This window comes from Rappaport israeli (assembly GCF_001888055.1).
GTDB classification, from domain to species: domain Bacteria; phylum Pseudomonadota; class Gammaproteobacteria; order Cardiobacteriales; family Cardiobacteriaceae; genus Rappaport; species Rappaport israeli.
Window position 1 is genome coordinate 1 of record NZ_LXHZ01000029.1, and the last position, 3,854, is coordinate 3,854.

Consider the following 3,854-nt stretch of genomic DNA (forward strand, 5'->3'; position numbering starts at 1 on the left):
CAGAAGCTGCCATCAGCAGTATCACTGACCAACTTATCCCACAACTTAAAGCCTGGCAATCCAGAGCACTGAATAGCGTTTATCCTATCGTATGGCTTGATGCCATAGTCGAAGAATTGAAAAAGTATTACGTCGTTGGCTCGCCTTGCCGTGCGCTCTTGTACTGTCTGCGGCTCGCCGCCTTGTACTACTTTTTCACTTCTCCGACTATATGATATTCAGTCGATAGTAATGATCTGAAAATGCTTGTGCTTTCCAAGGTTTGGCTTAGTCATTTTAAAAGAAAGCGCATGTTGGGCACGTTGATGCAATTTCAATATATAAAACATGTTATTCGACTGACATTTTTCTTCTATGCACAAAATCCTCAAATCGATTGTTAAAAATATTCTGCAATTTGCCTTGTTCTTGGCGGTCTTAAGTGTTGCCGCGGATTACTGGCGTCGTCCTTCTGCACCTTTGGATGCCGCTGCGCATCCGCTTTCTACGCTATCCGGCAGTTCGCTTACCTTGGCGCAGCACAGTAGCAATCAAACGGTGCTGTTGTATTTTTGGGGCAGCTGGTGCGGCATATGCCGCCATACTTCTCCGGTGATACAGAAACTGCATGAAGACGGGGTGGCGGTTTTAGGCGTGGCGGTGCAGTCGGGCAGCGATGCCGATATTCGCGCTTATTTGGATAAGCAGGCTTGGCATTTTGACAATATTAATGATGCCGACGGCAGTTTGTCGCGGCAATGGCAAATGCAGGTTACACCGACTATCGTGCTGGTGCGGCAGGGGCGGGTGCTACACAGCACCACCGGCTTGAGTAGCTATTGGGGATTAAAAACGCGTTTGATGTTGGCGGGGTGGCGGCATTAGGGGATATGCTATCGTTGAAGGATTGAAAAAGTATTACGGACTTGGCTCATCTTGCCGTAGGCTCTTGTATTGTCTGCGGCTCGCAGCCTTGTATAGTCGATTCATGACAAATGCGAACATTATATTTTCAACCTTAGTTTAGGGTGTTTACGCTAGAAAGCACGGGTCATGACAAATTGTGTTGGATGTAAATATTTAAGCTGCTAATTTATAGAGAAGTAGGTCGGATTTTTAAATCCGACAAATTTATATTTTAAGTAATGTCGGATACAAGTATCCGACCTCTCTACTGAAAAATGATTAATTTTGCCATGAATTTACTATACTTTAATTTTCACTTCTCCGACGATAAAGCATGAAAAATACGGCAGGTTTGCCCCACCTCGTATTCATTGTTTCGCCGATTGTTTGATTTGGCGCTGCCACAGCAGTTTCGCCAAAATTTTTGCGGTTTCCTGCGGCAGGTAGCGAATGGCAAAGGGACGGTTTAAGGCGCTGCAACCCATACTGTCGAGGATAAGGCTTGCCATGCGGTAGCGGCGGTCAAAGTAATTATGTTGCAGGGCGATGGCATGGATGTTTTTCAAAGCGATGATATGCCAATGCCGCCACAGCCAGCCGTCGCGGTAGAAGAAATAGCCTTTTTCGCAATGCCAGCCGGCAAAGGCGGCGCGCCTTACGGCGGCAATCAATTGCAGCGGTATCAGGGCAAGCCATAGCCACGCAGCGGATTGCACGGGAATTTTTTCGGAGAAACCGACCAAGCCCAGTGCTAAGATGCCGCAATAAAGACTGCTCTTAAAGACATAGGCAATGAAGATTCTGCGCCATGCCCGCGCCGCTAATCGCTGCACCTGCGTAAAATACGGCAGTTGCCAATGCCGGAGCAGGCTTTGAATCGTCTCCTGCTCGGCAATCGGCACTAACAGACTGATGCCGCGCTCGCCGCCTTTGCCGCCGTCCATGACGGCGGTATCGATGCTGATGCGGTAACGCTTAAACAGGCGCAAGCTGGGATTTTGCTGGATGCGCCAGACCTGTATGCGGGTTTTGCGGATATGGCTGCTGTGTTGGGTCAGCAGTCCGCGTTGCTGCTGAATGCGTTCGCCGCCGCTGTCTAAGAGCGTGAAATGGCTGTAGCCTAAATAAACAAAGAGAATGGCGGAGAGTTTATTCAATATCCATAGGACAAAGAGGGCAAGCAATGCCATGATCCACCAGCGGCTCAAGATTTCCGTCAGCCACAGACTGTCAAACAGACGCCCGCCAATCCACGCTACCATGCGGTCATAATCCTGAAACTCAATGAATACATAAAAGATAAAGGCGGAGATGCCCAAGCCTTGGTTAGTACTTAAGCCAAGGCGGATGAGTTCGCCGTGCGGCAGGGGCAGCAGATTATCGCCGGTATGCGGGATTTGCGCTTCCGTCTGTGCGAGGGCGGAGTGATGCGGCGATGATTGGCTTTGCTGCTGGCTGAGCAGATAGCGCTGCAAATGCTGCGCGTCTTCTAAAGAAAGTACGCGCAATACGGCTTCGGATTCGCCGCCGCTGCCCGCGGTTTCAAGCCGCACTTCCGCCACCGCCAGCCAACGATGCAAAACATTGCGGCGCAGATTGACATTATGTAGATTCGCCAGCGGCACATGGCGCACGGATTTAAACAGGCGACCGCTATAAATGACGATATCTTCGCCGCTGATATGCAGGCGGTAGGAAAGCGCATGCACCAAGGGCAGCACAATCAGCAGAGCGGCAAGAATCAAGATAATGCTGGTCGCCGTCGGGTCGCGAAATTGCTGCCATAAGCCCAGCGCCAGCGGTATGACGTTGCCGATCACGAGATTTATCGTAATAAAGAGCCATGAATGACGGTGCAGGCGGCGCGGTGTCAGGGCATTTAAGGCGACGCCCAGTTCAAAAGCCGTCATGAGGCAAATCCGCCGGCAGGCGGTGCATGCTCGCCAATCAGTTCATGGCGTACCGCTTGCGCGTCTTCATACAATAAGCCTCTAAGAACAACGACATTCATGCCGCCGGCGGTATGGATAAACAATTGACTGACCCCGAAACGGCGTTCCAAAGGCCCTTGCCGAACGTCCACATATTGCACGCGCGAACGCGCAATGTAATATTCATGACGCTGCCACAAGCCGATATGAAAACAAAGACTATGATTATCCAGCCGCCATTGACAGCGGCGATGGCGCAGGACGCAGAAATAGCGGCCGTAAGCAGCAGAAGCAAGCGCCAAAATAGCGCCCCAAAACAAAGCCTTTAAAAAGAAGGTTTCCGATTGGGAAAACATTGAGAACAGAACAAATATCAAGCCTACATAAAGCGGCAAGACAAGTAGCAGTATCATTAAGGCAAGATTTGCCATTTGTTCCTGCAAAGCCTCACGTGGCAGCGGCTGAAAATCCATGCTTTACTCCTTCAAGGTTTTTTCAAAGGCATTGAGGCGCTTGTAAATCGACATCAGCTCGACAATATTGCCCCATGAAACGACGAGAAACTGAAACGCGCCTTCCACTTTACCAAAAGCGCGCACGATTTGCTGCATGATGCCCAAGGTCAAGGCGCCGGCAATCAGGCTCGGCCCGAGCGCAATGTAGGGAAAGAGGACGCTGGCTTGCAAATACGCCCATTTCACCAAGTCGAAATACAGATAATTCAGATAGAGAATAAAATAATTTTTGCGCACGTTTTCATAACCTGAGTTCGGGATAAGCCACCTCTATTTAGCAGCCACCAAAGCATTCTTCCCAAACATCTGCGGCTTATACGCAAACAAGCAATATGCTGTTAATCCAGAAATCAGATTCAACAAAAATCCCTTCTCTAAACGATGGCGAGTATGTTCAATTTGGCATAGATTCTTTAACTGATCAAAAATTGTTTCAACAGCACCTCTTTGTTTTAACAACCTTTTTTGTTCAGGGCTTTGGGGCGGGGATTTCATATTCTTTTTCTTGCCTGTCAGTAAAGTG

Annotated in this window: 4 protein-coding genes and 3 pseudogenes; 2 read left to right on the top strand and 5 right to left on the bottom strand. The window is 49.2% G+C overall.

The features are described from left to right. Positions 1-125: pseudogene (locus A5N84_RS10090) on the top strand (transposase); the annotation flags it as partial. On the opposite strand, the pseudogene A5N84_RS13675 reads toward A5N84_RS10090, so the two are convergent. Continuing rightward, positions 99-218, bottom strand: a pseudogene (locus tag A5N84_RS13675) (IS30 family transposase); the annotation flags it as partial. The pseudogenes A5N84_RS10090 and A5N84_RS13675 sit on opposite strands and share 27 nt — an antisense overlap. A 136-nt stretch (positions 219-354) precedes the next feature. Here A5N84_RS13675 and A5N84_RS09110 point away from each other — a divergent pair. Beyond that, positions 355-864 carry a protein disulfide oxidoreductase gene (locus A5N84_RS09110; protein WP_072282125.1) on the top strand — a complete coding sequence of 170 codons (510 nt, stop codon included), beginning with the start codon at positions 355-357 and terminating at the stop codon, positions 862-864. 389 nt (positions 865-1,253) lie between these two features. Here the strand turns inward: A5N84_RS09110 and A5N84_RS09115 are convergent, their stop codons facing one another. The 4 genes and pseudogenes from A5N84_RS09115 to A5N84_RS09130 all read right to left on the bottom strand — a co-directional run. Continuing rightward, complete coding sequence (locus A5N84_RS09115; protein ID WP_072282126.1) at positions 1,254-2,795, bottom strand: PH domain-containing protein; 1,542 nt, start codon at positions 2,793-2,795, stop codon at positions 1,254-1,256. Further along, positions 2,792-3,289 (bottom strand): PH domain-containing protein, encoded by a 498-nt coding sequence (locus A5N84_RS09120; protein ID WP_072282127.1) that lies wholly within the window; start codon positions 3,287-3,289, stop codon positions 2,792-2,794. Before A5N84_RS09120 ends, A5N84_RS09115 begins: the two co-directional genes overlap by 4 nt. Positions 3,290-3,292: 3 nt before the next feature. Further along, positions 3,293-3,577, bottom strand: a pseudogene (locus A5N84_RS09125) (SbmA/BacA-like family transporter); the annotation flags it as partial. Between the two features lie 24 nt (positions 3,578-3,601). Continuing rightward, positions 3,602-3,854, bottom strand: a 253-nt coding sequence (locus A5N84_RS09130) for a transposase (protein ID WP_143324909.1), incomplete at its 5' end; no start/stop codon positions are given.